Origin of the sequence: Mycobacterium paraintracellulare, assembly GCF_000276825.1 — a bacterium.
Taxonomy (GTDB): Bacteria; Actinomycetota; Actinomycetes; order Mycobacteriales; family Mycobacteriaceae; genus Mycobacterium; species Mycobacterium intracellulare.
The window spans coordinates 940,860-966,583 of the sequence record NC_016948.1; the positions used below are offsets into that span (position 1 = coordinate 940,860).

Annotated in this window: 20 protein-coding genes; 12 read left to right on the plus strand and 8 right to left on the minus strand. The window is 67.7% G+C overall.

Going from position 1 to position 25,724, the window contains the following annotated elements; translation table 11 throughout:
• Nucleotides 1–279 precede the first annotated feature (279 nt).
• Nucleotides 280–2,622 carry a DNA helicase PcrA gene (gene pcrA / locus OCQ_RS04710; RefSeq protein WP_008254003.1) on the plus strand — a complete coding sequence of 781 codons (2,343 nt, stop codon included), beginning with the start codon at nt 280–282 and terminating at the stop codon, nt 2,620–2,622.
• Nucleotides 2,623–2,706: 84 nt separating this feature from the next.
• On the opposite strand, the gene OCQ_RS26855 is transcribed toward pcrA, so the two are convergent.
• On the minus strand, nt 2,707–3,297 hold the full coding sequence (locus tag OCQ_RS26855; RefSeq protein ID WP_179945066.1) for a hypothetical protein: 591 nt from the start codon (nt 3,295–3,297) through the stop codon (nt 2,707–2,709).
• 1 nt (nt 3,298) lies between these two features.
• On the minus strand, nt 3,299–4,351 hold the full coding sequence (locus OCQ_RS04720) for a M23 family metallopeptidase (protein WP_014383910.1): 1,053 nt from the start codon (nt 4,349–4,351) through the stop codon (nt 3,299–3,301).
• 329 nt (nt 4,352–4,680) lie between these two features.
• Between OCQ_RS04720 and sucC the strand changes: the two genes are divergently transcribed.
• From sucC to OCQ_RS04735, 3 genes are all read left to right on the plus strand, one after another.
• The gene (gene sucC, locus OCQ_RS04725) at nt 4,681–5,844 is read left to right on the plus strand and encodes an ADP-forming succinate--CoA ligase subunit beta (RefSeq protein ID WP_014383911.1); all 1,164 of its coding nucleotides are present in this window, start codon (nt 4,681–4,683) and stop codon (nt 5,842–5,844) included.
• A gap of 12 nt (nt 5,845–5,856) precedes the next feature.
• Nucleotides 5,857–6,759, plus strand: a complete 903-nt coding sequence (gene sucD / locus OCQ_RS04730; protein ID WP_008254012.1) for a succinate--CoA ligase subunit alpha — start codon at nt 5,857–5,859, stop codon at nt 6,757–6,759.
• Nucleotides 6,760–6,834: 75 nt separating this feature from the next.
• The gene (locus OCQ_RS04735; RefSeq protein WP_009957826.1) at nt 6,835–8,361 is read left to right on the plus strand and encodes an acetyl-CoA acetyltransferase; all 1,527 of its coding nucleotides are present in this window, start codon (nt 6,835–6,837) and stop codon (nt 8,359–8,361) included.
• Nucleotides 8,362–8,367: 6 nt separating this feature from the next.
• Here the strand turns inward: OCQ_RS04735 and OCQ_RS04740 are convergent, their stop codons facing one another.
• Nucleotides 8,368–9,216, minus strand: coding sequence for an LLM class F420-dependent oxidoreductase (locus OCQ_RS04740; protein ID WP_009957825.1), 849 nt, complete (start codon nt 9,214–9,216; stop codon nt 8,368–8,370).
• Between the two features lie 242 nt (nt 9,217–9,458).
• Between OCQ_RS04740 and OCQ_RS04745 the strand changes: the two genes are divergently transcribed.
• The 8 genes from OCQ_RS04745 (at nt 9,459) to OCQ_RS04780 (ending at nt 19,392) form a co-directional block, all read left to right on the plus strand.
• Complete coding sequence (locus OCQ_RS04745; RefSeq protein ID WP_008254020.1) at nt 9,459–10,355, plus strand: DUF5336 domain-containing protein; 897 nt, start codon at nt 9,459–9,461, stop codon at nt 10,353–10,355.
• 38 nt (nt 10,356–10,393) lie between these two features.
• Nucleotides 10,394–11,887, plus strand: coding sequence for a cell division protein PerM (locus OCQ_RS04750; RefSeq protein ID WP_162130194.1), 1,494 nt, complete (start codon nt 10,394–10,396; stop codon nt 11,885–11,887).
• A 234-nt stretch (nt 11,888–12,121) separates the two neighbouring features.
• Nucleotides 12,122–12,751: a phosphoribosylglycinamide formyltransferase gene (purN, locus tag OCQ_RS04755; RefSeq protein WP_041784810.1), complete on the plus strand. Its 630-nt coding sequence runs from the start codon at nt 12,122–12,124 to the stop codon at nt 12,749–12,751.
• A gap of 13 nt (nt 12,752–12,764) precedes the next feature.
• The gene (gene purH, locus OCQ_RS04760; RefSeq protein WP_008254027.1) at nt 12,765–14,348 is read left to right on the plus strand and encodes a bifunctional phosphoribosylaminoimidazolecarboxamide formyltransferase/IMP cyclohydrolase; all 1,584 of its coding nucleotides are present in this window, start codon (nt 12,765–12,767) and stop codon (nt 14,346–14,348) included.
• Nucleotides 14,349–14,453: 105 nt separating this feature from the next.
• Nucleotides 14,454–15,017 (plus strand): LGFP repeat-containing protein, encoded by a 564-nt coding sequence (locus OCQ_RS26860; protein ID WP_026071410.1) that lies wholly within the window; start codon nt 14,454–14,456, stop codon nt 15,015–15,017.
• 133 nt (nt 15,018–15,150) lie between these two features.
• A complete protein-coding gene (locus OCQ_RS04770) occupies nt 15,151–16,545 on the plus strand; it encodes an ATP-binding protein (RefSeq protein WP_009957820.1) in 1,395 nt (464 codons plus the stop codon).
• Nucleotides 16,538–18,523 carry a vWA domain-containing protein gene (locus OCQ_RS04775; protein WP_026071411.1) on the plus strand — a complete coding sequence of 662 codons (1,986 nt, stop codon included), beginning with the start codon at nt 16,538–16,540 and terminating at the stop codon, nt 18,521–18,523. Before OCQ_RS04770 ends, OCQ_RS04775 begins: the two co-directional genes overlap by 8 nt.
• A 20-nt stretch (nt 18,524–18,543) precedes the next feature.
• Nucleotides 18,544–19,392 (plus strand): aldo/keto reductase, encoded by an 849-nt coding sequence (locus OCQ_RS04780; protein ID WP_008254041.1) that lies wholly within the window; start codon nt 18,544–18,546, stop codon nt 19,390–19,392.
• 21 nt (nt 19,393–19,413) lie between these two features.
• Here the strand turns inward: OCQ_RS04780 and OCQ_RS04785 are convergent, their stop codons facing one another.
• From OCQ_RS04785 to OCQ_RS04805, 5 genes are all read right to left on the minus strand, one after another.
• A complete protein-coding gene (locus OCQ_RS04785; protein WP_008254042.1) occupies nt 19,414–20,019 on the minus strand; it encodes a DUF1707 SHOCT-like domain-containing protein in 606 nt (201 codons plus the stop codon).
• A gap of 132 nt (nt 20,020–20,151) precedes the next feature.
• Nucleotides 20,152–20,955, minus strand: coding sequence for an enoyl-CoA hydratase family protein (locus OCQ_RS04790; protein ID WP_008254044.1), 804 nt, complete (start codon nt 20,953–20,955; stop codon nt 20,152–20,154).
• Nucleotides 20,956–22,122 carry an acyl-CoA dehydrogenase family protein gene (locus tag OCQ_RS04795; protein ID WP_008254047.1) on the minus strand — a complete coding sequence of 389 codons (1,167 nt, stop codon included), beginning with the start codon at nt 22,120–22,122 and terminating at the stop codon, nt 20,956–20,958.
• Nucleotides 22,119–24,107 (minus strand): acetyl/propionyl/methylcrotonyl-CoA carboxylase subunit alpha, encoded by a 1,989-nt coding sequence (locus OCQ_RS04800; protein ID WP_014383915.1) that lies wholly within the window; start codon nt 24,105–24,107, stop codon nt 22,119–22,121. The genes OCQ_RS04795 and OCQ_RS04800 overlap by 4 nt, the downstream gene beginning before the upstream one ends.
• Before the next feature lie 5 nt (nt 24,108–24,112).
• The gene (locus OCQ_RS04805; RefSeq protein WP_009957816.1) at nt 24,113–25,708 is read right to left on the minus strand and encodes an acyl-CoA carboxylase subunit beta; all 1,596 of its coding nucleotides are present in this window, start codon (nt 25,706–25,708) and stop codon (nt 24,113–24,115) included.
• Nucleotides 25,709–25,724 lie beyond the last annotated feature (16 nt).

The following is a 25,724-nucleotide window of genomic DNA, read 5'->3' on the forward strand; positions in this document are numbered from 1 at the left end:
GGCGCCACTCCGGGGTCGAGGAGCGTCGTCGACACTGCACATTGAGCACGAAATGAGTGTGCCATTAAAAACGGTGGGCGCGCAAAAAAACATGTTTAAGCTGCGCTTTTTGGACTTGGGTGCAATTACGGCACCGGCACGAGAACGGGGTCGAAGAATGCGTTCCGACACGCCCATTCTCCGGTGGCCCGCGGGGCGCGATCCAGGCCGGCCGAGCCACTAGCCTGGTTTGATGCCTGGGCGCTTTGTGTCACTGGGCGGCGGTAAGTTTGGACTGACATGAGTGTGCACGCAACAGATACCAAGCCGGCCTCGGAAGCCGATCAACTGCTCGAGGGGCTCAACCCGCAACAGCGCCAGGCGGTGGTGCACGAGGGCTCCCCGCTGCTGATCGTCGCCGGGGCGGGTTCGGGCAAGACCGCGGTGTTGACGCGTCGCATCGCCTACCTGATCGCGGCCCGCGGCGTGGGGGTCGGCCAGGTGCTGGCGATCACCTTCACCAACAAGGCCGCGGCCGAGATGCGGGAGCGGGTGGTGCGGCTGGTCGGTAACCGGGCCCGCGCCATGTGGGTGTCCACCTTTCACTCGACCTGCGTGCGCATCCTGCGCAACCAGGCGTCCCTGATCGAAGGCCTCAACTCCAACTTTTCGATCTACGACGCCGACGATTCGCGGCGGCTGTTGCAGATGATCGGGCGCGACATGGGCCTCGACATCAAGCGCTACTCGCCGCGGCTGTTGGCCAACGCCATCTCCAACCTGAAGAACGAGCTGATCGACCCCGCCGACGCGGTCTCCAAGCTGACCGACGATTCCGACGAGTTGTCGCGCACGGTGGCGAGCGTCTACGGCGAGTATCAGCGCCGGCTGCGGGCGGCGAACGCGCTGGACTTCGACGACCTGATCGGGGAAACCGTGGCGGTGTTGCGGGCTTTCCCGCAGATCGCCCAGCATTACCGGCGGCGGTTCCGGCATGTGCTCGTCGACGAGTACCAGGACACCAACCACGCCCAGTACGTGCTGGTGCGGGAACTGGTGGGCCGCGGCGGCACAGAAGCACCGGCATCGTCCGACGATGTGCCGCCCGCCGAGTTGTGCGTGGTCGGCGACGCCGACCAGTCGATCTATGCGTTCCGCGGCGCCACCATCCGCAACATCGAGGACTTCGAACGCGACTACCCCGACGCGACAACCATTCTGCTGGAACAGAATTACCGGTCGACGCAGAACATTTTGTCGGCGGCCAACTCCGTGATCGCCCGCAATTCCGGGCGCCGGGACAAACGCCTGTGGACCGCCGAAGGCGCCGGCGAATTGATCGTCGGCTACGTCGCCGACAACGAGCACGACGAGGCCAGATTCGTCGCCGAGGAGATCGACGCACTCGCCGACAAGGGCGAGATCACCTACAACGACGTCGCCGTCTTCTATCGCACCAACAACTCGTCGCGGTCGTTGGAAGAGGTCTTCATCCGCGCCGGGATTCCGTACAAAGTCGTTGGGGGAGTGCGGTTTTACGAGCGCAAGGAGATTCGCGACATTGTCGCCTATCTGCGGGTGCTGGACAACCCCGGGGATGCGGTCAGCATGCGGCGCATCCTCAATACCCCGCGACGGGGCATCGGAGATCGCGCCGAGGCTTGCGTGGCGGTGTACGCCGAGAACACCGGGGCCAGCTTCGCCGACGCACTCGTCGCCGCGGCCGAAGGCAAAGTGCCGATGCTGAATTCCCGCGCGGAGAAGGCGATCGCGGGTTTCGTCGAGCTTCTCGACGAGCTGCGCGGCCGCCTGGATGACGATCTCGGGGATCTCGTCGAGTCTGTGCTCGAACGCACCGGGTACCGCAGGGAGCTGGAATCCTCCAGCGATCCCCAGGAACTGGCGCGGTTGGACAACCTCAACGAACTCGTCAGTGTCGCACACGAATTCAGTACCGACCGGGCGAACGCCGACGCGCTGGACGAGTCGCTGCACACGCCCGAAGACGAGGACGTGCCGGATACCGGTGTGCTGGCGGAGTTCTTGGAAAGGGTGTCGCTGGTTTCCGACAGCGACGAAATCCCCGAGGACGGCGCCGGCATGGTCACGCTGATGACCCTGCACACCGCGAAAGGCCTCGAGTTTCCGGTGGTGTTCGTCACCGGGTGGGAGGACGGGATGTTCCCCCACATGCGGTCATTGGACGACCCGACCGAACTGTCCGAGGAGCGGCGGCTGGCCTACGTGGGCATCACCCGGGCCCGCCGGCGGCTGTACCTGAGCAGGGCCATCGTCCGCTCCTCCTGGGGGCAGCCCATGCTCAACCCGGAATCCCGTTTCTTGCGGGAGATTCCGCAAGAACTGATCGATTGGCGCCGCACCGCGCCGGCGCCGTCGTTCAGCGCGCCGGTGAGCGGCGCCGGACGATTCGGCCCGCCGCGCGCGGCGCCCACTCGTTCCGGGATGAGCAAACGACCGCTGCTGGTGCTCGAACCCGGCGACCGGGTGACCCACGACAAGTACGGCCTGGGACGGGTCGAAGAAGTTTCCGGCGTCGGCGAATCGGCGATGTCGCTGATCGACTTCGGCAGCTCGGGACGGGTCAAGCTGATGCACAACCACGCCCCGATCAGCAAGCTCTAATCGGGCGAGAATACAGCGCGTCGAACGTGCACCCTGGGCGAGAAATCGGCGAAATCTTCGCCGCCAGAACACGTTCGGCGAAGGTCAGGCGTCCAGCCAGCGTTTGGTTTGCGGCAGCATCACCAGCACCGCCGTGGAGATCGGCAACAGCGGCAGCAGGTGCACGACCCACGCCACACGGGCGCCGGCGATGAACACGCCGATATAGGTGAGGAAAGCGACGAGCGCGCCGGCCAACAGGAGGTAGCGGCTGACCGGTCGGCGCTGCAGCAGCGCGATCACACCCGTCACCGTGGTGGCGCCGAACACCAGGGCGAGAAACGCCACCGCGATGCAGAACAGGCGATCGGTCCGCCACCAGCCGGCGATCAGATCGGTGGCCACCACCGACGTGGCCCATCCGCTGAGAATGCTGACCGCGCAGGCGGCGACAGCCGTGCGATCGCTGGGTTCCAGGGCCGGCACTCCGGCATAACCCGTCCGTCCCGCACGCGGGCCGCCCCGGGACGTCGGGGTCGGTGGAACGAATTGACTAGTAGGGGAGTCCGGCGTGGTGGGGATCGGTCCGGTCGGCGCGCGGCGGATGATCCGCGTCCGTGAATCGGAGGTAGATGAGGGCTCCGCAGTGGGCTCGGACGGAGGCGGACCGGAAGGTTGTTCGTTCGGCGCGGTCACCTCAACCAGCGTAGTTGCCGACCATAAGACCACGCTTAGCCAGCCACGGCACCGGATCGATCCGCTCGGTGCCGCCCTGCAGGACCTCGAAATGCAGGTGTGGGCCGGTCGAATTGCCCCGGTTGCCCATGGTGGCGATTTGATCGCCGGCCATCACGCGCTCGCCGACGCTGACGAGGGCGGTGTTGATGTGACCGTAGAGCGTGACCGTGCCGTCGGCGTGCCGCAGCTTGACCAGCATCCCGTAGCCGCCGGCCGGTCCGGCTTCGATGACGACGCCGTCGGACACGGCCAGGATCGGCGTGCCGATCGAGTTGGCCAGGTCGATGCCGGCGTGCAGCACGCCCCAGCGGTAACCGAAGTTGGAGGTGAAGATGCCCTTGGTCGGCATCACGTAGAGCGGTTGCTGCAAGCGCGCCTCGCGCTCGGCGCGGTCGTTGGCGAAGGCCACACCCCGGGCGAGTTCCTGGTTGTGCAGCGCCGCGGTGGCCGCGGGCTCCACCGCGATCACCTGGGGGCCTCGGACGGTGTTGCTGCCCGACCCGCCGGTGAGCGCGGACGCGTTGGCGGTCAGCACCGCCTCGGTCTTGGGGGTGTCGGCGTGGCTGGTGGCCGTGTGGGCGGCCGCGGCGGCGGCGCCGGCGGCCATCGCCGAGATCAGCAGGCGACCGCGGGCCGCGCTGGTGGGTTGCTTGCGGTGCTGTCCTCCGCGGCGGGCGGCGCCGACGACGTCGGTGGCGCGCGCGTGATCGAGGCGGCGCTCGGTGTGGGGCTCGACGGGGACCCGCGGCAACGCCTCGGGGGCGGGGGCGGCCAGCCACCGAGGCCTCAGGTCGTCGACCTCGTGGAGGTCGTCGAGCTCCGGCGCTAGCAGGACCTGCGCTTCGTTGTCGAACGTCGAGTCGTTGCTGAAGTCCAGGCCGGCGTGATCGCCGACGTCGTCATAGGAATCGCTGAAATCAAGGTCATCGAAGTCGAAGCCGTCGAGCGGAAGGATCTCCGTGACTTCGGTGCGATGGGGCTCCGCCGACCGGGCGCCTGCCGCGCGACTCACCCTCAAGATGCCTGTTGTTACGGCAGCGGGCGTGGCAAAACGGTGCTGGGGCAACCTGAAATGTCCTCGTATCGTGACCATAACGTTATCTGGACCCTAGGAAGGTATCCGCTGACGCGCGGGACTGGCAACCTCGTCGCACAATCCGGCCGGAATTGTGATTTGGATCACGCGGGCCGTCTATCCATGTCCCGTGAGCTGTGCCACATCGGCGGACGCGGCGGTCAAAGCCATTTCGAGGGTGGATACAGTTCGTCCGTGCGAGTTGCCGGCTGCGGCACCGCCCACCAAGAGGCCTAAAAGTTGAGTCGAGCGAAGACAGAGAGTCCATGGACCTTTTCGAGTATCAAGCAAAAGAATTGTTCGCCAAGCACAACGTACCGACTACGCCGGGACGCGTGACCGACACCGCCGAGGGCGCCCGCGAGATCGCCACCGAGATCGGCCGTCCGGTGATGGTCAAGGCGCAGGTGAAGGTCGGCGGGCGCGGCAAGGCCGGCGGCGTCAAGTACGCGGCGACGCCCGACGACGCCTACGAGCACGCCAAGAACATCCTCGGTCTCGACATCAAGGGACACGTCGTCAAGAAGCTGCTGGTCGCCGAGGCCAGCGACATCGCCGAGGAGTACTACATCTCCTTCCTGCTGGACCGCGCCAACCGCACCTACCTGGCCATGTGCTCGGTCGAGGGCGGCATGGAAATCGAGGAGGTCGCCGCGACCAAGCCGGAGCGGCTGGCCAAGGTTCCGGTGGACGCCGTCAAGGGTGTCGACCTGGCGACCGCGCGTGCCATCGCCGAGCAGGGCCACCTGCCCGCCGAGGTGCTGGACGCCGCCGCCGTCACCATCAACAAGCTGTGGGAGGTCTTCGTCGCCGAGGACGCCACGCTGGTCGAGGTCAACCCGCTGGTGCGCGACCCCAAAGACCAAATCCTTGCGCTGGACGGCAAGGTCACCCTCGACGCCAACGCCGACTTCCGTCAGCCCGGCCACGCCGAGTTCGAGGACCGCGACGCCACCGACCCGCTGGAGCTCAAGGCCAAGGAGCACGACCTCAACTACGTCAAGCTGGACGGCTCGGTCGGCATCATCGGCAACGGCGCGGGCCTGGTGATGTCCACGCTGGACGTCGTCGCCTACGCGGGAGAGAAGCACGGCGGGGTCAAGCCGGCCAACTTCCTGGACATCGGTGGTGGCGCGTCGGCCGAGGTGATGGCCGCCGGCCTGGACGTCATCCTGAACGACAAGCAGGTCAAGAGCGTCTTCGTGAACGTGTTCGGTGGCATCACCTCCTGCGACGCCGTCGCCAACGGGATCGTGACCGCGCTGAACATGCTCGGCGACGAGGCGAACAAGCCGCTCGTGGTCCGGCTCGACGGCAACAACGTCGACGAAGGCCGGCGCATCCTGGCCCAAGCCAACCACCCGCTGGTGATCCAGGCCGAGACCATGGACGCCGGTGCCGACAAAGCCGCCGAGCTGGCGAACAAGTAAGGGACCCAAGCCATGTCGATCTTTTTGAACAAAGACTCCAAGGTCATCGTCCAGGGCATCACCGGTGGCGAGGGCACCAAGCACACCGCGCTGATGATGAAGGCCGGCACCCAGGTGGTGGGCGGCGTGAACGCCCGCAAGGCCGGCACCACCGTCTCGCACGTGGACCCGGTCGGCCGGGACGTCGAGCTGCCGGTGTTCGGCACCGTCGCCGAAGCGATGAAGGAAACCGGCGCCAACGTGTCGGTCGTCTTCGTCCCGCCGAAATTCGCCAAGGACGCGATCATCGAGGCCATCGACGCCGAGATCCCGCTGCTGGTCGTCATCACCGAGGGAATTCCGGTGCAGGACAGCGCCTATGCGTGGGCTTACAACGTCGACAAGGGGCAGAAGACCCGCATCATCGGGCCGAACTGCCCCGGCATCATCACCCCGGGCGAGGCGCTGGCCGGCATCACCCCCGCCAACATCAGCGGCCCCGGTCCGGTCGGCCTGGTGTCCAAGTCGGGCACCCTGACCTACCAGATGATGTACGAGCTGCGCGATTTCGGCTTTTCCACCTCGATCGGCATCGGTGGTGACCCGGTGATCGGCACCACGCACATCGACGCCATCGAGGCGTTCGAGAAGGACCCCGACACCAAGGTCATCGTGATGATCGGCGAGATCGGCGGCGACGCCGAGGAGCGCGCCGCCGACTACATCAAGGCGAACGTGTCCAAGCCGGTCGTCGGCTACGTCGCGGGATTCACTGCGCCGGAAGGCAAGACGATGGGCCACGCGGGCGCCATCGTGTCCGGCTCGTCGGGCACCGCGGCCGCCAAGAAGGAAGCGCTGGAAGCCGCGGGCGTCAAGGTCGGCAAGACCCCGTCGGAGACCGCGGCGCTCGCCCGGGAGATCCTGCAGAACCTGTAGGGGGCCGTGCCCGGCCGATGCCGCGAGGGGGCCCCGGATTTGGCCGTGGCCCGGCACACGGTAGATAGTGGGTCTATGAATCTCGACCCGAACACGCCCGTCATCGTCGGCGTGGGGCAGTTCACCGAGCGCATCGAGGACTCCGGCTACCGCGGAATGTCGTCGGTGGAGTTGGCGACGGCAGCGGCGCAGGCCGCGCTACATGACACCGGGGCCGACGTCACCGCCGTCGCCACGGCCATCGACACCGTCGCCGCCCTCCGGCAGTTCGAGATCTCCGGGCGCACCCCCGCGCCGATGGGCAAGTCCAACAACTACCCGCGGTCGGTGGCCCAGCGCATCGGCGCCGCGCCGGCCCGCGCGATCCTCGAGCCCATCGGCGGCCAGGGCCCCCAGCATCTGGTCACCGAGTTCGCCGGTGTCATCGCCTCGGGGGAGGCGGAGGTCGTGATGATCTTCGGCTCCGAAAACACGTCCAGCATCCGGTATTTCGCCGACCGGGATAAGCCGGATCATTCCGACACGGTCGAGGGTTCCCTCGAGGACCGCGGGTTCGGATACGACGGCCTGTTCGACGACTACACCGTCGCGCATGGGCTCATCGGAGCGCCGGCCCAGTACGGGCTGCTGGAGAACGCGCGCCGCGGCCGGCTGGGCTTGAGCGTCGCCGACTACCGGCGCGAAATGGGCGAGCTGTTCGCCCCGTTCACCAAGGTGGCGGCGAAGAACCCGTTCGCGTCCTCCCCGGTGGAGCGCAGCGTCGACGAGCTGATCACCGTCACCGAGTCCAACCGGATGATCTGCGATCCGTACCCGCGGCTGCTGGTGGCCCGCGATCAGGTCAATCAGGGCGCGGCCGCGTTGCTGATGTCGGTGGGCGCCGCCCGCCGGCTCGGTGTGCCCGAGGAGCGCTGGGTGTTTCTGCACGGCCACGCCGACATGGTGGACCAGCCACTGCTGGACCGCCTCGACCTGACCTACAACTCGGCCTCGGTGCTGGCGGTCCAGGAAGCGCTCGCCGTGGCCGGTGTCGGCATCGACGACGTCTCGACCTTCGACCTCTACAGCTGCTTCCCGGTGCCGGTGTTCAACTTCTGCGACGGGACTCAGCTGGCCACCGACGATCCGCGGGGGCTCACACTCACCGGCGGCCTGCCGTACTTCGGTGGACCGGGCAACAACTACTCACTGCACGGCATCGCCGAAACGGTCAGCGAAATGCGGGATCTGCCAGGGCAATTCGGCCTGGTCGCCGCCAACGGCGGGATCATGAGCAAGTACTCCGCTGGGGTGTACTCGACCACGCCGGTGAATTGGAAGCCCGACAACAGCGCCGCACTGCGCGCCGAGGTCGCGGCCCGCCCCAAGATGGCGGTGACCATCAAGGCCGACGGTCGCGCGACCATCGAGACCTACACCGTGCGCTACGACTGGCCGGTGCGCACCGGCCTCATCATCGGCCGCCTCGACGACGACGGCAGCCGCTTCCTGGCCCTGAGCGAGGACCCCGATCTGGTCGGGTTACTCAGCGACGGCGAGCCGCTGGGGGCTTCGATCGTGGTGCGGTCGACGGATAAGGACAACCGGGCCACGCTGGCCTGACCGCAGTTACACGAGAGCCGCTAGTTTGCCGGCGAGCCGTTCGACGTAGGCGGCGACCTCGGCCTCGGGCTTGTCCGGCAGCCCGAACAGGACCTCGGTCACGCCCAGCTCGCTCCATTTGGCGAGCTTTTCGGGGACGGGCTTGAAGTCCAGTGCCACGATCTGCGGGGCGCCGTCGCGGCCCGCGGCCGCCCAGGTGTCCTGTAGCAGCTTGACCGGTTCGTCGATGTCGAAGTCGCGGGGGGTGGTGATCCAGCCGTCGGCGCTGCGCGCGATCCACTTGAAGTTCTTTTCGGTGCCAGCGGCGCCCACCAGCACCGGGATGTGCGGCTGCACCGGCTTGGGCCAGGCCCAGCTGGGCCCGAACTTGACGAATTCGCCGTCGTAGGAGGCTTCCTCCTCGGTCCACAGCGCCCGCATCGCTTCGAGGTACTCGCGCAGCATGGTGCGCCGACGCCCGGGCGGCACGTTGTGGTCGGCGAGTTCGTCGGTGTTCCAACCGAATCCGACGCCTAGGCTGACCCGTCCGCCGGAGAGATGGTCAAGGGTGGCAATGCTTTTCGCCAGCGTGATCGGGTCGTGTTCGACCGGCAGCGCCACCGCGGTCGACAGTCGCACCCGCGACGTGACGGCACAGGCGGCGCCCAGGCTCACCCACGGGTCCAGCGTGCGCATGTAGCGGTCGTCGGGCAGCGACGCGTCGCCGGTCGTCGGGTGCGCGGCCTCTCTCTTGATCGGGATATGAGTGTGTTCTGGCACGTAGAAGGTTTGAAAGCCGTGGTCATCGGCAAGCTTCGCGGCCGTCGCCGGAGAGATGCCGCGGTCGCTGGTAAAAAGCACAAGCCCGTAATCCATGCAGAGAATTAGAACGTGTTCTACCTGTGCTGAGCAAGCTCCGGTGATACCGACCGTCTCGCCGGAGGGCCGCCGGGGGCCTCGCCGCCCAAGACAGTGGCGGCGCCACCGGTTCCCGCACGTGCGCTAGCGTGGGTGATCGACCGCGTCGCAATGCGGTGACGCGCCTGCAAGCACAGCGTCGCATCGCCACCGCGGCGCCCGCTCGGCACTTAAAGGCACTGGTAGCAACAGGAGGAGCAATGACCTACTCTCCCGGTAGCCCCGGATACCCACCGCCGCAGTCCGGCGGCACGTATGCAGGCGCCACACCCTCGTTCGCCAAAGAAGACGACGGCAAGAGCAAGCTGCCGCTGTATCTGAACATTGCGGTGGTGGTGCTCGGCTTGGTGGCTTACCTCCTGAACTTCGGGCCCACGTTCACCATCAGCGCCGACCTCGGGCCGGGCATCGGTGGCCGGGCCGGCGATGCCGGTACCGCGGTCGTGGTTGCCCTGCTGGCCGCGCTGCTCGCCGGCCTGAGCCTGCTCCCGAAAGCCAAGAGCTACGTGGGCGTTGTCGCGGTCATCGCGGTGCTGGGAGCGCTGCTGGCCATCACCGAGACGATCAACCTGCCCGCCGGTTTCGCCATCGGCTGGGCGATGTGGCCCCTGGTGGCGGCCATCGTGCTGCAGGCGATCGCCGCAGTCGTCGTCGTGTTGCTGGACTCCGGCGTGATCACGGCGCCGACGCCGCGCCCCAAGTACGACCCCTACTCGCAGTACGGCCAGTACGGGCAATACGGGCAGTACGGCCAGCAGCCCTACTACGGTCAGCCGGGCGGCCAGCAGCACGGCGGCCAGCAGGGATACGGATCGCAATACGGCGGTTATGGGGCCAGCGGTGCGCCGACCCAGGGCGGCGCACCGACCGGCGGTTTCGGCGCCCAGCCTTCGCCGCAGTCGGGCTCGCAGCCGTCCGCGCAGCACCAGGGCTCGTCGACGCCCCCCACCGGCTTCCCCAGCTTCAGCCCGCCGCCGAACGTCGGCGGCGGATCGGACGCCGGTTCACCCACCAACTACTCCGAGCAATCCGGCGGTCAATCCTTCGGCCAGGAGCAGCAGTCGCCGTCCTCACCGTCTGGCCCAGCGCCCGCTTAACCGTGCGCTGTCGCGCCTAGTCGGGGACGTGCCCAAGAGTGACACGGCTAGAGGACAACCGGGCAGCGGGCGCTCGCCAGGCGCGTGACCTCGTCAGGGTCGCGTTCGCCCCGGCCGTGGTGGCGTTGGTCATCATCGCCGCGGTCACGCTCATCCAACTGCTGATCGCCAACAGCGACATGACCGGCGCCCTGGGTGCCATCGCCAGCATGTGGCTCGGCGTGCACCAGGTGCCGATCTCCATCGGTGGCCGCGAACTCGGTGTGATGCCGCTGCTGCCGGTGCTGCTCATGGTCTGGGCCACCGCGCGCAGCACGGCGCGGGCCACCTCGCCGCACTCGTCGTGGCTGGTCGTTCGCTGGGTGGTGGCGTCGGCGCTGGGCGGACCCTTGCTGATGACGGCCATCGCCCTCGCCGTCATCCACGACGCGTCGTCGGTGATCACCGAGCTGCAAACCCCGAGCGCGCTGCGGGCGTTCCTCAGCGTGCTCGTGGTCCACGCAGCCGGCGCGGGAATCGGGGTGTGGTCCCGGGTCGGGCCACGCGTGCTGGCGGTGTCGTCGTTGCCCTATTGGCTGGGCGATTCGCTGCGCGCCGCGTCCGCCGGCCTGCTGGCGTTGCTCGGGCTCTCCGGGTTCGTGACGGCCGGGTCGCTCGTCGTGCACTGGGCGACCATGCAGGAGCTCTACGGCATCACCGATTCGATCTTCGGCGAGTTCAGCCTCACCCTGCTGTCAATGCTGTACGCGCCCAACGTGATTGTGGGCACCGCGGCGGTCGCCGTCGGCTCCAGCGCCCACATCGGTTTCGCGACGTTCAGCTCGTTCACCGTGTTCGGTGGCGATATTCCGGCCTTGCCGGTGTTGGCGGCGGTGCCCAGGCCGCCGCTGGGGCCGGTATGGGTTGCGCTGCTCATCATCGGTGCGTCGTCGGGCGTGGCGGTGGGACAGCAGTGCGCCCGGCGTGCGCTGCCGCCGGCCGCGGCGATGGTCAAGCTGTTGGTCGCCTCGGCCGCCGGGGCTTTGGTGATGTCGCTGCTCGCGTACGCCGGGAGCGGCCAGCTGGGTAACTTCGGCCATGTCGGCGTCGACCAGGGCGCGTTGCTGCTCGGTGTCTTCTTCTGGTTCACGGTGATCGGCGGGATCACCGTGGTGCTGAGTGGGGGGATCAGGCCCCGACCCAGGCGGTTGCGGGCCAAACCCGCGTCCGCCGCACCGGCCGAAGAGCCGGCCGATTTCACCGATGTTTTCGACGATCGGGTGGCGGAGGAGGACGTCTTCGAGGGTCCCGCGGGTGATCCGGGGGAGGGTGAGCCGGGGACTCCGGCGGTGGAGGGCGATGCCGGGGAAGGCGAGCCGGGGTCTCCCGCGGTGGAGGGCGATGCCGCGGAGGGCGAGCCGGGGTCTCCCGCGGCGGGGGGCGATGCCGCGGAGGGCGAGCCGGGGTCTCCCGCGGCGGAGGGCGAGGCGGGGTCTCCCGCGGCGGAGGGCGAGCCGGGACCTACCGCTGCCGAACGCGATCCGGAGCAATAGGCAAATTGCCCACCTCCGAGCGACAACGGCCGTGGGAAATCGCGGGCGTCGGACGGTTGTCGCTCGGAGGTGGGCAATTGCCCTATTGGCCAGCTTGATCGTCAAACGCATGCCGCCGCCATCGGGCTCCTGAGCGCGCCCGTGAGGGCGCGCATCGTCGCCCGCTGTGCCGATCGTCGGGCTCCTCAGCGCGCCCGTAAGGGCGCGCATCGTCGCCCGACTAGGCTCGCCGATGTGGTCGAAGCCCTCCATGTGCCCCCCAACGCGTCGGCGCGGGTAGTGGTACTGGCCTCGGGCACCGGATCGCTGCTGAACTCCCTGATCGCCGCCGCCGTCGCGGACTATCCTGCCCGGATCGTCGCCGTCGGCGCCGACCGCGACTGCCTGGCCACCGAGATCGCCGCGGCCGCGTCCCTGCCCACCTTTACCGTCCGGCTCGGCGACCACCCCAACCGCGACGCCTGGGACGCCGCTATCACCGAGGCCACCGCCGCTCACTCGCCCGACCTGGTGGTGTCCGCGGGATTCATGAAAATCCTTGGACCACAGTTCCTTTCACGGTTCTACGGACGCGTCATCAACACGCATCCGGCGCTGCTGCCGGCGTTCCCGGGCGCGCATGGGGTGGCCGACGCGTTGGCCTACGGCGTGAAAATCACAGGCTGTACGGTGCACCTGGTGGACGCCGGGACGGACACCGGGCCGATCCTGGCGCAGCAATCCGTTCCCGTGCTCGACGGCGACAACGAAGAGACTTTGCATGAACGCATCAAGGTCACCGAACGCAAGCTGCTCGCGGACGTGGTGGCCGCGATCGCAACCGGCGGGCTGACCCTGGTCGGGAGAAAAGCGACGATCGGATGAAAGGCGACAACGGATGAGCACCGACGACTGGCGGGAGAACGCCAAAAGGCCGATCCGCCGCGCCTTGATCAGCGTGTACGACAAGACCGGGCTCATCGACCTGGCCCGGGGGCTGGCCGCGGCGGGCGTCGAGATCGTCTCCACGGGATCCACCGCGAAGAACATTGCCGAAAAAGGCATTCCGGTGACCCGGGTCGAGGAACTGACCGGGTTCCCCGAAGTGCTCGACGGCCGCGTCAAGACCCTGCACCCGCGCGTGCACGCGGGCCTGCTGGCGGATCTGCGCAAACCCGAGCACGCCGAGGCGCTCGAACAGCTCGGCATCGCGGCCTTCGAACTCGTCGTCGTCAACCTGTACCCGTTCAGCGAGACGGTGGACTCCGGCGCGAGCATCGACGATTGCGTCGAACAGATCGACATCGGGGGACCGTCGATGGTGCGGGCCGCCGCGAAGAACCATCCCAGCGTGGCGGTGATCACCGACCCGCAGGGCTATGACGGCGTGCTGGCCGCGGTCCGGCAGGGCGGGTTTACGCTCGCCGAGCGCAAAAGACTGGCGGCGCTGGCGTTTCAGCACACCGCCGAATACGACATCGCGGTGGCGAGTTGGATGGAGTCGACGCTGGCCCCCGAACATCCAGCGACCGCCTTCCCGAAGTGGCTGGGCCGCAGCTGGCGCCGCTCGGCGATGCTGCGCTACGGCGAGAACCCGCACCAGCAGGCCGCGCTCTACAACGACCCGAGCGCGTGGCCCGGGCTGGCCCAGGCCGAGCAGCTGCACGGAAAAGAGATGTCCTACAACAACTTCACCGACGCGGACGCGGCATGGCGGGCCGCCTTCGACCACGAAGAGACATGCGTGGCAATCATCAAGCACGCCAACCCATGTGGAATCGCGATTTCGTCGGCCTCGGTGGCGGACGCCCATCGCAAGGCCCACGAATGCGATCCGCTGAGCGCATTCGGCGGGGTCATCGCGGCCAACACCGAAGTCAGCGTCGAGATGGCCGAATACGTCAGCACGATTTTCACCGAAGTCATCATCGCGCCCGCCTACGATCCGGCCGCCCTGGACATCCTGACCCGCAAGAAGAACATCCGGGTGCTGGTCGCCTCCGAGCCGCTCACCGGCGGCACCGAACTGCGGCCCGTCAGTGGCGGGCTGTTGGTGCAGCAGCGCGACGAACTCGACGCCCACGGGGACAACCCGGCGAATTGGACCCTTGCGACGGGGGACCCCGCCGACCCGGAAACGCTGGCGGACCTGGCTTTTGCCTGGCGGGTATGCCGCGCCGTCAAATCGAATGCGATCGTGATCGCCGCCGGTGGCGCCACCATCGGCGTCGGCATGGGTCAGGTGAACCGCGTCGACGCCGCGCGGCTGGCCGTCGAACGCGGCGGGGATCGGGTGCGCGGCGCGGTCGCGGCCTCGGACGCGTTCTTCCCCTTCCCCGACGGACTCGAGACGCTGACCGCTGCCGGGGTGAAGGCCATCGTGCATCCGGGCGGATCGGTGCGCGACGACGAGGTGACCGCGGCCGCGGCCAACGCCGGCATCACGCTGTATCTCACTGGGGCGCGCCACTTCGCCCACTGAAGATCGGCAATTGTCGATCCCAGTCCTTGCTCTATGGTCGCGAATGGAAATAGCATCACTTTGGGTCGGCAATAGCGGGGCGAACACAATTCGAGAGGAATTGATATGCGCGCGAACGCAATACGAACGGCCACAATTTCCGTCGCGATTGCGAGTGTCGCACTCGTCGGCGCAGGATGCTCGGCAAATAAATCGGGTGAAGCCGGCAGTTCAACAACTACACCCGCTTCGTCGGCCGCAACCTCGAGCTCAGCCGCCGCGGGAACATCAGCAGCAACGACTCCGAGTGCGCCAGGCAGCACGACGCAGATTCCGGGCGCAAACGGCACGCCGTACACCGTTCAGGGACCAATTTTGGCGAAGTACCAGTCCCTCGACGACAAGGCGCGCAAGGACTTAGGGGCCCCGAAGGATAATCAGCAAACGAATCCCGACGGTGGCACCTACCAGCAATTCGATGGCGGCGTCATCGTCAACAAGACGCAGGCCTACGTGGTGTGGGGCTTGATCCGCGACAAGTGGAATGAGCTCGGCGGTTCGCAGGGCAAGCTCGGGTATCCGACCAGTGACGAGGTCGACACCCCCGATGGCATGAAGAAGTCGACTTTCGAGCACGGCACGATCACGTGGAAGCCGGGTGACGCGCAGGCCGTCGTCAGCTACAGCTGAGCGGTGTTCGGGTGCAGCATCGCGCTGCGCTCGGGATCTCCGACCGGGTGCCGGGCAGTCGATCAGCCTGCCCGGCACCCGCGTACTTGGGGGAGGGCATAGTGTCCCATCGGCGGCATCGTCGTAGCGTGGAGTGGTGACGTCACCGAGCAACCTGCCCCGCACCGTCGGCGAACTGCGCGCCGCCGGTCACCGTGAACGGGGAGTCAAGCAGGAAATCCGCGAAAATCTGCTGACCGCACTGGCCGACGGGCCGGACAGCGCAGCCATCTGGCCTGGCATTCTGGGATTCGACGACACCGTCTTGCCCCAGCTCGAGCGGGCTTTGATCGCGGGTCACGACTTCGTGCTGCTCGGCGAGCGCGGCCAGGGCAAAACCCGGCTGCTGCGTGCGCTGGTCGGGTTGCTCGATGAGTGGACGCCGGTGATCGCGGGGGCCGAACTGGGGGAGCATCCGTTCTCGCCGATCACGCCGGAGTCGATCCGCAAGGCCGCCACCCTGGGCGACGACCTGCCGGTGGAGTGGAAGCACCGCAGCGAGCGCTACACCGAAAAGCTCGCCACGCCCGACACCAGCGTCGCCGACCTGGTGGGCGACATCGACCCGATCAAGGTCGCCGAGGGCCGCAGCCTGGGGGACCCCGAGACCATCGCCTACGGGCTGATTCCGCGCGCGCACCGCGGCATCGTCGCGGTCAACGAACTCCCCGACCTCGCCGAGCGCATCCAGGTGTCGATGCTCAACGTGATGGAGGAGCGCGACATCCAGGTCCGCGGCTACACGCTGCGCCTGCCGCTCGACGTGTTGGTGGTCGCCAGCGCCAACCCCGAGGACTACACCAACCGCGGGCGCATCATCACCCCGCTCAAGGACCGCTTCGGCGCGGAGATCCGGACCCACTATCCGCTCGAGCTCGACGCGGAAGTCGGGGTGATCGCGCAGGAGGCGCACCTGTCGGCGCAGGTGCCCGACTACCTCATGCAGATCATCGCCCGGTTCGCCCGCTACCTGCGGGAGTCGAATTCCGTCGACCAACGCTCGGGGGTGTCGGCGCGGTTCGCCATCGCCGCCGCCGAGACCGTCGCGGCCGCCGCCCGCCATCGCGGCGCGATCCTGGGGGAGACGGACCCGGTGGCACGGGTGGTCGATCTGGGCACCGTGATCGACGTCCTGCGCGGCAAGCTGGAATTCGAGTCCGGCGAGGAAGGCCGCGAGCAGGCGGTGCTCGAACACCTGCTGCGCCGGGCGACCGCGGACACGGCGTCGCGGGTGCTCGGCGGCATCGACGTCGGTTCGCTGGTGTCCGCGGTCGAGGGCGGTTCCGCGGTGACGACGGGCGAGCGGGTGTCGGCAAAGGACGTGCTGGCCGCCGTCCCGAGCCTGCCGGTGGTGGACAAGATCGCGGACAAGCTGGGCGCGCGGTCGGAGGGCGAACGCGCCGCCGCGCTCGAGCTGGCGCTCGAGGCTTTGTATCTGGCCAAGCGCATCGACAAGGTGTCCGAGGAGGGGCAAACCGTCTATGGCTAATAGAGGGCACTCATCGCGGTACTCGGCGTACACCGGCGGGCCCGACCCGCTGGCTCCGCCGGTGGATCTGCGCGAGGCGCTCGAACAGATCGGCCAGGACGTCATGGCCGGTACCTCGCCGCGACGCGCGCTCTCCGAGCTGCTGCGCCGCGGCACCAAGAACATGCCGGGCGCGGACCGGCTGGCGGCCGAGGCCAACCGACGGCGACGGGAGTTGTTGCGGCGCAACAACTTGGACGGCACGCTGCAGGAGATCAAGAAACTGCTGGACGAGGCGGTGCTGGCCGAACGCAAGGAGCTGGCCCGCGCGCTCGACGACGACGCCCGCTTCGGCGAACTCCAACTGGACGCGCTACCGGCGTCGCCGGCCAAGGCCGTCCAGGAGCTTTCCGAGTACAACTGGCGCAGCGGCGAGGCGCGCGAAAAGTACGACCAGATCAAGGATCTGCTCGGCCGCGAGATGCTCGACCAGCGCTTCGCGGGCATGAAGCAGGCGCTTCAGGGGGCCACCGACGAGGACCGCCAGCGCGTCAACGACATGCTGAACGACCTCAACGACCTGCTGGACAAGCACGCGCGCGGCGAGGACACCCAGGAAGACTTCGAAAACTTCATGGACTCCCACGGCGAGTTCTTCCCGGAGAACCCGCGCAACGTCGACGAGCTGCTGGACTCGCTGGCCAAGCGGGCCGCCGCCGCGCAGCGCTTCCGCAACAGCCTCAGCGCCGAGCAGCGCGCGGAGCTGGATGCCTTGGCGCAGCAGGCATTCGGCTCACCGGCCCTGATGGAGTCGCTGAGTCGGCTCGATGCGCACCTGCAGGCGGCGCGGCCCGGGGAGGACTGGACCGGATCCGAACAGTTCTCCGGTGACAACCCGTTCGGGATGGGTGAGGGCACCCAGGCGCTGTCCGACATCGCCGAGCTCGAGCAACTGGCCGAGCAGCTCTCGCAAAGCTATCCCGGCGCCACCATGGATGACGTCGACCTCGACGCGCTGGCACGCCAGCTCGGCGACGAGGCGGCCGTCGATGCCCGCACGCTCGCCGAATTGGAACGTGCGCTGGTGAATCAGGGCTTCCTGGACCGCGGTTCCGACGGCCAGTGGCGGCTGTCGCCGAAGGCGATGCGCAGGCTCGGCGAGACGGCGCTACGCGATGTGGCGCAACAACTTTCCGGGCGGCGCGGTGAGCGTGATCATCGGCGGGCGGGTGCGGCCGGCGAGCTCACGGGCGCCACCCGGCCCTGGCAGTTCGGTGACACCGAACCGTGGAACATTTCGCGCACGCTGACCAATGCCGTGCTGCGGCAGGCGGGAACGGCCACCCTCGATGGGCCGGACGCGCGGTTGAAGATCTCCGTCGACGACGTCGAGGTCTCCGAGACCGAGACCCGCACGCAGGCCGCGGTCGCGCTGCTGGTCGACACGTCGTTTTCCATGGTGATGGAGAACCGCTGGCTGCCGATGAAGCAGACAGCGCTGGCGCTCAACCACTTGGTGTGCACGCGTTTTCGCTCGGATGCCTTGCAGATCATCGCCTTTGGCCGCTACGCCCGGACGGTGACCGCCGCCGAACTCACCGGCCTGGAAGGTGTCTACGAGCAGGGGACCAACCTGCATCACGCGTTGGCGCTGGCGGGGCGTCATCTGCGCCGCCACCCCAATGCCCAGCCCGTCGTGCTGGTGGTGACCGACGGCGAGCCGACCGCCCACCTGGAGGACTTCGACGGTGATGGCACGACGGTCTTCTTCGACTACCCGCCGCACCCGCGGACCATCGCCCACACCGTGCGCGGCTTCGATGAAATGGCGCGCCTCGGTGCGCAAATCACGATCTTCCGGCTGGGCAGCGATCCCGGCCTGGCGCGCTTCATTGACCAGGTCGCCCGGCGCGTCGAGGGACGCGTCGTGGTGCCCGATCTCGACGGGCTGGGAGCGGCGGTGGTCGGCGACTACCTACGTTCCCGCCGCCGTCGATAGACCATAAAAGGAGAAATCCCGTGAGCAAGGTTCCCACGATCGAACTCAACGACGGTGTCGAGATCCCGCAGCTCGGTTTCGGGGTGTTCCAGATCAAGCCCGACGAGACGGCCGCGGCGGTCAAGACGGCGCTCGACATCGGATACCGGCACATCGACACCGCCGAAATGTACGGAAATGAAAAGGAAGTCCGCCAAGGCATCCGCGACGCCGGCCTTGAGCGCGGCGAGGTCTTCATCACCAGCAAGCTCAACAACGGCTTTCACAAGCCCGATGACGCGCGCCGCGCCTTCGACCAAACGCTGAAGGCGCTCGATTCGGACTACGTCGACCTGTTTCTCATCCACTGGCCGCTGCCCACGCTCTACGACGGCGACTTCGTCTCGACGTGGAAGGTCTTCGAAGAGTTCGCGCGGGACGGACGCGCGCGCAGCATCGGCGTGTCGAATTTCCAAGTCGCACATTTGAATCGGCTCGCCGACGAAACCGACACCGTGCCGTCGGTCAACCAGATCGAGGTTCATCCATACTTCGGCAACGACGAGGTGAGGGCGTACGGACGCGAGCACGGCATCGCCACGGAGGCGTGGGCACCCATCGCCCAGGGCAAGGTGCTCGACGATCCGGTGATCAACCGCATCGCCGGGTCCCGCGACAAAACGCCCGCACAGGTCGTGTTGCGCTGGCACATTCAGCGCGGCGACATCGTCTTCCCCAAATCGGTGACACCGGCACGGGTCAAATCCAACTTCGAGCTGTTCGACTTCGAACTGGACGATTCCGACATGGACGCGATCTCAGCGCTGAACAAGGGTGAGTCGGGACGCAACGGACCCAACCCTGACACCTTCGACTACGTGCCCCGCTGAGGCTCCGTCGCTGGGAAGCGGCTACCCGCCGCGGGGCCTGCGGGCCTTACGCGCGATCCCGACGGCTCCCCACAGCGAGAAGCCGCGAATGTGGACCGTCGGTGCCCCGGGAGTGCCCTGGCCGTGGACGCCGCGGTCGAAGTTTCCCATCACCCCGCGGCCGTGCACCTCCACGTTGACTTCGGGCGGCAGCAAAATGTTCTGCACGCCCATGATCGACATCGCGTGGATGTCGACCTCGGTCGAGGTGAAGTCGGCGTAGCGCAGATCGACCACCCCGCTGCCCCACAGGGTGAAGGTGGTCAGCTTCTTCGGCACGTTCCATCGGCCGCGCCGCTCGAAGCCACTCATCAACGCCAGCAGTAGCGTCGACGGCGCCGGATTGGGTTTGCCGCCGCGGCGCGGGCTGATCGGGGCGCCGGGCAGATCGGCCCTCAACCGGTCCAGTTCCTCATACGTCGTCGCGGCATAGGCCCTGGTCAAACGGTCTTCGTAGTCGTTGAGCTGCAGGCGGCCCTGCTCGGCCGCGTACGCCAGCAACTGCGCAGTCTGTATGCGATCGGTATCGGCCGCGCGCGACGGCTGGTCGCGCGTGTCCTCCGCATCCCGTTGCGTTGAGTTGCTCATCACCCACGAGCCTACGACGTCCAGGTTTTGCTGCAAGAGGATTGGCTAAACTGCAACCTTGCATCGGCTCGGGCCGGACCGCCGGCCGATTTGGCCGGACCACTCTTAGACATCTGGCTAACTTGTCGTTGGCTAACTCGTCCAGCGGGGTGGCCGCTTCTCCAGGAACGCCAACATGCCTTCGCGGGCCTCGTCGGACACGAAGAGCCGCGCCGATTCCTCGGCGAGCCGTTCGGCGTCACGGTCGAACCCTTCCAGCACCGCGGCCGTCGTCAGCGCCTTGGAAGCCGCGAGCCCCTGCGGTGACCCACGGCCCACATCGGCGACCAGTTTCTCGGCCGCGGCGTCGACGTCCTCGGCGGCCATGGTGATCAGCCCGATTTCCGCCGCCGCGTCGGCGTCGAATGTTTCGCCGGTCAGGTAGTAGCGCGCCGCGGCGCGCGGCGACAATTTCGGCAGCAGAGTCAACGAGATGATCGCCGGGGCGACGCCGATGCGCGCCTCGGTCAGCGCGAACGTGCTGCGCGGCCCGGCGACCGCGATATCGCAGGCACCCACGAGGCCGAAGCCGCCGGCCCGGACATGGCCGTTGATGGCGGCGATCACCGGCAGTGGCGAGGCGACGATGGCCCGCATCAAAGCGGTCATCTCCCGGGCCCGGGCGACGGCCATGTCATAGGCAGGGGGTGGCGACCCGCTTCGCCCGGCTGCGCCGCCGCCCTCGCTCAGGTCCGCGCCGGCGCAGAAGGTGCCCCCGGCGTGGCCCAGCACCACCGCGCGCACGGCCGGATCCGACGAGGCGTCGCGCAGCCCCTGGTGCAACTGGGCGACCAGCGTGGTCGACAGCGCGTTGCGGTTGTGCGGTGAGTTCAGCGTCAGCCGCGCGTACGGCCCGCCCGTGTCGGCGGGTCCGGCGTATTCGACGAGGGTGTCCATTTAGTAGCTTCGCGGCAGGCCCAGTGACGTCTGCGCGACGAAGTTCAGCACCATCTCGCGGCTGACCGGGGCGATGCGGCCCAGCCGGGCCGAAGTCAGCATGGCGCCCACACCGTATTCCTTGGTGAGCCCGTTGCCGCCCATCGACTGCACGGCCTGGTCCACCGACCGGGTAGCAGCTTCGGCCGCAGCGTATTTGGCCATGTTCGCGGCCTCGGCCGCAGCCATGTCGTTGCCGGAGTCATACAGGGTCGCGGCCTTCTGCATCATCAGCTTGGCGAGTTCGACCTCGATGTGGCACTGCGCCAACGGATGTGACAGCCCTTGGTGCGAGCCGATCGGGGTTCCCCACACCTGGCGGGTCTTGACGTACTCGGCGGCCCGGTCCAGCGCGAACCGCCCCATCCCGACCGAGCTGGCCGCGCCCATGATGCGTTCGGGGTTCAGGCCGGCGAAAAGCTGTGCGATGGCGGCATCTTCGGCGCCGACGAGTGCGTCGCTGGGCAACCGGACGTCGTCGAGGAAGACCTGGAATTGGCGTTCGGGGCTGATCAATTCCATTTCGATGGGCGTGTAGGTGAAGCCGGGCGCATCGGTGGGCACCACGAACAGCGCGGGGCGCAGCTTGCCCGTTTTGGCCTCCTCGGTGCGGGCCACCACGAGCACGGCCTGCGCCTGGTCGATGCCGGAGATGAACACCTTCTGGCCCTTGAGGACCCAGTCGCTGCCGTCGCGGCGGGCCGTGGTGGTGATCTTGTGCGAGTTGGATCCGGCGTCGGGCTCGGTGATGGCGAACGCCATGGTCAGTGTCCCGTCGGCGATACCGGGGAGCCAGCGCTTCTTCTGCTCCTCGGTCCCGAACTTGCTGATGATGGTGCCGTTGATGGCGGGCGAGACCACCATGAGCAGCAACGCGCTACCGGCGGCGGCCATCTCCTCCATCACCAGCGACAGCTCGTACATTCCGGCGCCGCCACCGCCGTACTCCTCGGGCAGGTTCACGCCCAGGAAGCCGAGTTTTCCTGCCTCCGACCACAATTCGTCGGTGTGCTCGTGGGCGCGCGCCTTCTTCAGGTAGTACTCGCTGCCGTAGTTGGACGCCCATTCGGCCACCGCCTTGCGCAGGGCCTGACGCTCCTCGTTCTCGATGAAGCTGCTGTCGGTCACTGGGGATCTCCTTCTGATTGCGGCGCTTCGACTCTTGCCAGTACGGCGCCCACTTCGACTTGCTGACCGGTCTTGACGTCGAGTTCGGCGAGAACGCCGTCGACCGGTGCGGTGATGGTGTGTTCCATCTTCATGGCTTCCAACCAGATCAGTGGTTGACCGGCGGTGACGGTGTCGCCGATCGCGGCGCCGAGTCGGATGACGTTGCCGGGCATGGGGGCGACCAGCGATCCCTTTTCGACGGTCGAACCGGGCTCGGGGAAGCGCGGCAGCGCGATCAGGTGCACCGGTCCGCGCGCGGAGTCGACGTAGACGTCGGAATCGCTGGTGTCGTAGCGCCGCACCGAGAAGTGGTGGTCGACGCCGTCCGTCCTCAATACCACGGCTTTCGCCGTGGCCGACACCAATTGCACCGAAGGATCGTCGGGCAGGACCAACCGGGTTCTGTCGAACCGGTATTGAATGCGGTGTTCGTTGCCGTCATCGTCACCGTAGGTCTTGACCTGATAACCCGACCGCAGGTTTCGCCAGCCGCTGGGGATGGCGCCCAACACCGGGGCGAGCGCACGGTTGCGTGCGGCGTCGGCGAGGGCGGCGGCGATCGCCGACAGACGAACCGCTACGGCGTCACCCAGCGGCGCCGATAGTTCGGCCAGGCCGTGCGTGTCGAAAAACGCTGTGTCGGTGGCGCCGTCGAGGAACGCTGGATGCCGTAACACATTCACCAGCAGGTCGCGGTTGGTGCGCAGCCCGTGCACCCGGGCTCGGGTCAGCGCGTCGGCGAGAACCAGCGCCGCCTGGCGGCGTGTCGGGGCGTAGGAGATGACCTTGGCCAGCATCGGGTCGTAGTGGATCGATACCGTGAATCCGTCGGCGATCCCCGAATCCAGCCGGATGCCGGTCCGTTGTCCCAGCGAGCCGAACTCGGCTCGCACGGAGGGCACCTCGAACGCGCGCATAACACCGGCCTGGGGCTGCCACTCGCGTGCGGGATCCTCCGCGTAGAGCCTGGCCTCGATCGAATGACCCTGGGCGGCAGGAGGTTCGGCGTCGAGGCGGGCGCCGTCGGCCACCGCGAGCTGCAGTTCCACCAGGTCGAGCCCGGTCGTCTCTTCGGTGACCGGGTGCTCGACCTGTAGCCGCGTGTTCATCTCCAGGAAGTAGAACTCGCCATCGTCGTCGGCCAGGAACTCCACCGTCCCGGCGCCGGTGTAGCCGATCGCGCCGGCGGCCAGTCGCGCCGCGTCGAACAGCTTGGCGCGCATGCCCGGGGTGCGCTCCACCAGCGGGGAGGGGGCCTCCTCGATGATCTTCTGGTGGCGGCGCTGAATCGAGCACTCGCGTTCCCCGACGGCCCACACCGTGCCGTGGGTGTCGGCCATGACCTGAACCTCGATGTGGTGGCCGGTGGGCAGGTAGCGCTCGCAGAACACCGTCGGATCGCCGAACGCGGACTGCGCTTCGCGGCGCGCTGCCTCGACTTCTGCTGGCAGGGCGGACAATTCGCGCACCACCCGCATGCCCCGCCCGCCCCCGCCCGCGGAGGCCTTGACCAGCACCGGCAGCTGCGCCTGGGTGACCGTGTCGGGATCGAGCTCGTCGAGAACGGGCACGCAGGCGGAGGCCATCAGCTTCTTGGCCTCGATCTTGGAGCCCATCGCCCGCACCGCGTCCACCGGCGGGCCGATCCAGGTCAGTCCGGCGTGCTGGACGGCGGCCGCGAAATCGGCGTTCTCCGAGAGGAAGCCGTAGCCGGGGTGGATCGCGTCGGCACCGGCGGCGCGGGCCGCGGCGATGATGGCCTCGGCGTTGAGATAGTCGTTGGTCTTGGGCAGCCGCACCCGGGCGTCCGCCTCGGCGACGTGCGGCGCGCCGGCGTCCGGGTCGGTGTAGACGGCGACGGTGCCCAGGCCCAGCCGGCGGCACGTGGCGAACACCCGGCGCGCGATCTCGCCACGGTTGGCAACCAGAACTCGAGTAATCATGGGGCTCACATCCGGAAGACGCCGAAGTTCGACGTCCCCTTGATCGGGCCATTGGCGATGGCGGACAAACAGATTCCCAGCACGGTCCGGGTGTCCCGTGGGTCGATCACCCCGTCGTCGTAGAGCATCCCGGACAACACCAGCGGCAGCGACTCCGCCTCGATCTGGCCCTCGACCGCGGCCCGCATCGCCGCGTCGGCCTCCTCGTCGACCTGCTGGCCGCGGGCTTCCGCGGCCGCGCGGGCCACGATCGACAGCACCCCCGAGAGCTGGGCGCCACCCATCACCGCGGACTTCGACGTCGGCCAGGCGAACAGGAACCGCGGATCGTAGGCACGGCCGCACATGCCGTAGTGGCCCGCGCCGTAGGAGGCGCCGATCAGCAGCGAGATGTGCGGGACGGTCGAATTGGACACGGCATTGATCATCATCGAGCCGTGCTTGATCATCCCGCCCTCCTCGTAGTCCTTGCCCACCATGTAGCCGGTGGTGTTGTGCAGGAACAGCAGTGGCGTGTTGGAGCGGTTGGCCAGCTGGATGAACTGCGTGGCCTTTTGCGACTCCTCGCTGAACAGCACGCCGCGCGCGTTGGCCAGGATCCCGATCGGGTAGCCGTGCAACTGGGCCCAGCCCGTCACCAGTGAGGAGCCGTACAGCGGCTTGAATTCGTCGAATTCGGATCCGTCGACGATCCGGGCGATCACTTCGCGGGGATCGAATGGGATGCGCAGATCCGCGGGGACGATGCCGATGAGCTCCTCGGTGTCGAACAACGGCTCGGTGATCGGCTTGGGCTTCGGGCCTTGCTTGGTCCAATTCAGCCGGGCGACGATGCGGCGGCCGATGCGGATGGCGTCGAGTTCGTCGACCGCGAAGTAGTCGGCCAAACCCGAGATCCGGGCGTGCATTTCGGCGCCGCCCAGCGATTCGTCGTCGGACTCCTCGCCGGTGGCCATCTTCACCAGTGGGGGACCGGCGAGGAACACCTTGGAGCGTTCCTTGATCATCACCACGTGATCGGACATCCCCGGGACGTAGGCGCCGCCCGCGGTGGAGTTACCGAACACCAAAGCGATGGTGGGGATCCCGGCCGCCGAAAGCCTGGTCAGGTCGCGGAACATCCGCCCGCCGGGGATGAAGATCTCCTTCTGGGTGGGCAGGTCGGCGCCGCCGGATTCCACCAGAGAAATCACCGGAAGCCGGTTCTCGAAGGCGATTTGGTTGGCCCGCAGGATCTTCTTCAGGGTCCATGGGTTGCTGGTGCCGCCTTTGACCGTCGGGTCGTTGGCGACGATCATGCATTCGACGCCCTCGACCACGCCGATGCCGGTGACGGTGCTGGCGCCGACCTTGAAGGCGCTGCCCCAGGCGGCCAGCGGGCTGAGCTCCAGGAACGGCGAGTCCGCGTCGACGAGCAACTCGATGCGTTCACGCGCGGTCAGTTTGCCGCGTTCGTGGTGACGCTCAACGTATTTGGGTCCACCGCCCGCCAGCGCATTGGCCAGCTCGGCGTCGATCTCGTCGAGTTTCGCGATCGCCGCCGACGCGGCCTCGGTGAACTCGGCGTCGTCGTGGTTCAGCGTGGATTGCAGGGTGGTCATTTGGCGCCACTCCTCC